At 71.0% G+C, this 4842-nt stretch carries 4 protein-coding genes; 3 read left to right on the forward strand and 1 reads right to left on the reverse strand.

The genetic code is table 11. From position 1 onward, the window contains the following. The coding region (locus IE312_RS41135; RefSeq protein ID WP_268254328.1) for a M1 family aminopeptidase at positions 1-596 on the forward strand (596 nt) is incomplete at its 5' end. 209 nt (positions 597-805) lie between these two features. Beyond that, positions 806-2296, forward strand: coding sequence for a GTPase HflX (gene hflX, locus IE312_RS21045; protein ID WP_189983904.1), 1491 nt, complete (start codon positions 806-808; stop codon positions 2294-2296). A 153-nt stretch (positions 2297-2449) separates the two neighbouring features. Here the strand turns inward: hflX and IE312_RS21050 are convergent, their stop codons facing one another. Beyond that, positions 2450-3679, reverse strand: coding sequence for a trypsin-like serine peptidase (locus tag IE312_RS21050; RefSeq protein ID WP_189983905.1), 1230 nt, complete (start codon positions 3677-3679; stop codon positions 2450-2452). Positions 3680-4172: 493 nt separating this feature from the next. On the opposite strand from IE312_RS21050, the gene IE312_RS41140 reads away from it, so the two are divergent. Continuing rightward, positions 4173-4842 (forward strand): aminotransferase class III-fold pyridoxal phosphate-dependent enzyme (locus IE312_RS41140; RefSeq protein WP_370467583.1); only part of this gene is annotated, 670 nt, incomplete at its 3' end.

Here is a 4842-nt window from a genome sequence, read left to right on the forward strand (position 1 = left end):
CCCTCTCGCTCTTCGAGGAAGCCCTGTTCACCGAGCCCGCCTACCCGAAGTGGTACGTCGAGTCGGTCATGGTGCACGAGCTGTCCCACCAGTGGTTCGGGGACAGCGTCACCCCGCGCAGCTGGTCCGATGTCTGGCTGAACGAGGGCCACGCCACCTGGTACGAGGAGCTGTACGCCGAGGAGACGGCGCACCGGCCCATGGAGGAGCGGATGAAGGCCGCCTACGGCGCCTCGGACCGGTGGCGCGAGGCCGGCGGACCGCCCGCCCGGCCCAAGCCGCCCGTGCCCGGCCAGAAGATCAGCATCTTCCGGCCCAACATCTACGACGGTGCGGCCCTCGCGCTCTACGCGCTGCGGCAGGAGATCGGCCGGCCGGCCTTCGAGCGGCTGGAGCGGATCTGGGTCCAGGAACACCGGGACACCACCGCCACCACCGGCGACTTCGTCCGGCTGGCCTCCGCCGTCGCCGGCCGCGACCTCAGGGGCTTCCTCACGGCCTGGCTGTACGGCGAGAAGACCCCGCCGATGCCCGGCCACCCGGACTGGAAGCCGCAGCCCCCGCCTAGGACCGCCCCGCTCACGGCCCGGCGATGACCCGGTGGGACCGGCGATAACCCGGTGACGAGACGTGCCGTACCGTGCGACCATCGAAAGGTCGCGGCACGCGCACGGGACACGGGAATCTCCCGGGGTACTCGTACGTTGAACACGACGAACGGCCCGGGCGTCAGACCGCGGTACCGACGCGGCGACGGCAGTCCCACCGCCGTATCACCGACGCATCTCATCGACGTAAGGATCCAATGACCTCCTCTTCTTCCCCTTCCCAGGACACCAAGCGCCTCGCGCACGCCTACCCCGAGGGTCTTCGGGCCGATGCCCTGATGGAAGAGGACGTCGCCTGGAGCTACGAGATCGACGGCGAGCGGGACGGCGAGCAGTTCGACCGCTCCGAGCGCGCGGCCCTGCGCCGCGTGGTGGGCCTCTCCACCGAGCTGGAGGACGTCACCGAGGTCGAGTACCGCCAGCTCCGCCTGGAGCAGGTCGTGCTCGTCGGCGTGTGGACCACCGGCACCGCGCAGGACGCCGAAAACTCCCTCGCCGAGCTGGCCGCCCTCGCGGAGACGGCGGGCGCGGTCGTGCTCGACGGCGTGATCCAGCGCCGCGACAAGCCCGACGCGGCCACCTACATCGGCTCCGGCAAGGCCAACGAGCTGCGCGACGTCGTCCTCGAGACGGGCGCGGACACCGTCATCTGCGACGGTGAGCTGAGCCCCGGCCAGCTGATCCAGCTGGAGGACGTCGTCAAGGTCAAGGTCATCGACCGTACGGCCCTGATCCTCGACATCTTCGCCCAGCACGCCAAGTCCCGCGAGGGCAAGGCACAGGTCGCGCTCGCGCAGATGCAGTACATGCTGCCGCGGCTGCGCGGCTGGGGTCAGTCGCTGTCCCGGCAGATGGGTGGTGGCCGCGGCGGCCTCGCCACGCGTGGTCCCGGTGAGACCAAGATCGAGACGGACCGGCGCCGGATCCGCGAGAAGATGGCGAAGATGCGCCGGGAGATCGCGGACATGAAGACCGGCCGCGAGATCAAGCGCCAGGAACGCCGGCGCAACAAGGTGCCGTCCGTCGCCATCGCGGGCTACACCAACGCCGGGAAGTCCTCCCTGCTCAACCGGCTCACGGGCGCCGGTGTCCTGGTCGAGAACGCCCTGTTCGCGACCCTGGACCCGACCGTCCGCCGGGCCGAGACCCCGAGCGGCCGGCTGTACACGCTGGCGGACACCGTCGGCTTCGTCCGGCACCTGCCGCACCACCTGGTCGAGGCGTTCCGCTCCACCATGGAGGAGGTCGGCGACTCCGACCTGATCCTGCACGTGGTGGACGGCTCGCACCCCGATCCGGAGGAGCAGCTCGCCGCCGTACGCGAGGTGATCCGGGACGTCGGCGCCACCGGCGTGCCCGAGATCGTCGTGATCAACAAGGCGGACGCGGCCGACCCGCTGGTGCTCCAGCGGCTGCTGCGGGTCGAGAAGCGCTCGATCGCCGTCTCGGCACGCACCGGACGGGGCCTCGAACAACTGCTCGCCCTGATCGACGACGAGCTGCCCCGCCCCTCGGTCGAGATCGAGGCGCTCGTGCCGTACACCCACGGCAAACTCGTCGCCCGCGCCCACACCGAGGGCGAGGTGATCTCCGAGGAGCACACCGCGGAGGGCACCCTGCTCAAGGTCCGGGTGCACGAGGAGCTGGCCGCGGACCTGGCGCCGTACACACCGGTGTCCGCGCGCTGATCCGCCACACCACGAAGGCCCGTCACCCCCTCGGGTGACGGGCCTCGTCATGTCCACCGCGTCATGCCCACCGTGTCATGCCCACCGTGTCAGGTGGACCGTCGGCTTCACCGCTGACGCATCGCCGGCTCACCGGCCGGCGACCTGCTTGTCTCACCGGCCGGCGAACTGCTTGCTCACCGACTCGTACACACCCTTGGCCACCTCGCCCAGCCGGGGACCGGCCAGCCACCCGGCGCTCACCGGACCGATGGACGTGTTGGAGACCAGCTCGGGCTTGCCGTCCGCGCCCGTCTCCACCCAGCCGCCACCGGAGGACCCACCGGTCATCGTGCAGCCGATCCGGTACATCGTCGGGTCGGACTGCTCGATGGACAGCCGGCCCGGCTTGTCCTGGCACCGGTACAGCAGCTGACCGTCGTACGGTGCCGCCGCCGGGTAACCGGACGCCGTGATGCCGGTGACCTGCGACACGGCCGGCGCGTTGAAGTTCACCGGCAGCGCCCCGCCGACGGTCTCCTCCAGCGACTTGCCGCCGCTGCCCTGCTCCGGCGTCACATGGATGACGGCGAAGTCGTACGAGGCTCCGTTGCCGCCCGTCTGCCCGCCCTCGCTGATCCACTGCTGCGAGGTCTTCGCCGCGTCGGCCCACCACACGCCGTACGGGGCGACCTCGGACCGGCTGGCGTTCTGCAGTCGGGCCGCTGACATGCCCTGGTTGTTGTACGACGGCACGAAGGCCAGGTTCCGGTACCAGCCGCCCTTCTTGCCGGCGTGCACACAGTGCCCCGCCGTCCACACGAGGTTGGACTTGCCCGGGTGCGCCGGGTCCGTCACGACCGTCGCCGAGCAGACCATGGTGCCCTCGGGGGCGTCGAAGAGGAGCTTGCCCGAGGCGGCCGCACTGGTGTGGTACGGCGGCGCGACCGCCTGCGCCTTCACCGGCTGCGGCGTCGGGTCCGTGACGCCCTGGTCACCGGAGATGTCGTTGTCGTCGACCCCCTGGTCCGGGTCGTCGGCGTGACGCATCCGGTCCGGGTCCCACAGGCCCTTGATGATCGGGTTGATGAAGTCGTTGGCCTCGCGCAGCCAGTCCTGCCTGTTCCAGTTCTTCCAGGCGCCGTTCTTCCACTTGTCGACATCGATCCCGTGGTCCTTGAGCCTCTTCTTGAGGTCGTCCGGGATCGAGATCTTTCCGTCGCGGTTGCCCCCCGCTGTCGCGGTGGCGGTCGGCTTGCCGTCGGCGTTGTCGTCGCCGTCGCCGTTGCAGGCAGTGGCGGTCAGGGCCAGCGCCGACACGAGGGCGACCGCCGTCAGCGAGGTGGAGGTGCGGCGAGCGCCCCTCCCTCGCCGAGCGGTGAACGACGGCCGTATGGATCGCATGTTCTTGACTCCCCTGCTGTGAAACGAACTCGGCGCTCAGGCCCCGACACCGGCGGCGAACTCATGGACGGTCCATGCCGGTCTCACGACCTCCTGGGAACGGCATCACACACTATGCCGTCGTCGTGGGGGAGTTCCGACGGGAGGGCTACGGTTCCGTCACACAGCCCCTGAACCGGACGCGCCGCGCGGCGGAGGCGCGGACGTGCGGGACCACCGGGCAACCGGTATCCACACCCTCCCGCCAAGGAACTGAACGCGTCCCCGTAACCGCCCGAACGGTCCGCGGTTGTAGCCGGTGGGGACGGCCGCCTGGATCCGGTCCCCGATGACCAACTCGCCCTTGGACAGCGGAGGACGACGCACAGTGGCCGTTACGGAGTCGATCGCTGGAGGAGCCCCCGCGGAAGTGCGGGCCGTGCACGAGGGCATCCTGAGACGCCAGTCCGCGCGGGAGTCCTCGGCGCGCACCTACGCCCGCGCCCTGCCCATCGTGCCCGTCCGGGCGCGCGGGCTCACCATCGAGGGCGCCGACGGTCGCCGTTACCTGGACTGTCTCTCCGGCGCGGGCACGCTCGCCCTCGGCCACAACCACCCGGTGGTACTGGAAGCCATCCGGGGTGTCCTCGACTCCGGCGCCCCCCTCTCCGTCCTCGACCTCGCAACCCCCGTCAAGGACGCCTTCGTCACCGAGCTGTTCCACACCCTCCCGCCCGGCCTCGCCGACCGCGGCCGTGTCCAGTTCTGCGGTCCGGCCGGCACCGACGCCGTCGAGGCGGCCCTCACCCTGGTCCGGGCCGCGACCGGACGCTCCGGCATCCTCGCCTTCACCGGCGCCTACCACGGCATGACCGCCGGCGCCCTGGCCGCCTCCGGTGGCGCCCGCGACATCCAGGTGACCCGCCTGCCCTACCCGCAGGACTACCGCTGCCCCTTCGGTGTCGGCGGGCCGACCGGCGCCGAACTCTCCGCCCGCTGGACCGAGTCCCTCCTCGACGACCCCAAGTCCGGCGTACCCCTGCCGGCCGGCATGATCCTCGAACCGGTCCAGGGTGAGGGAGGGGTGATCCCCGCACCGGACGACTGGTTGCGCCGCATGCGCCGGTTCACGGCGGAGCGGTCCGTCCCGCTGATCGCGGACGAGGTCCAGACCGGGGTCGGCC

The sequence above is a fragment of the Streptomyces capoamus genome (assembly GCF_014654935.1).
Classification (GTDB): Bacteria; Actinomycetota; Actinomycetes; order Streptomycetales; family Streptomycetaceae; genus Streptomyces; species Streptomyces capoamus.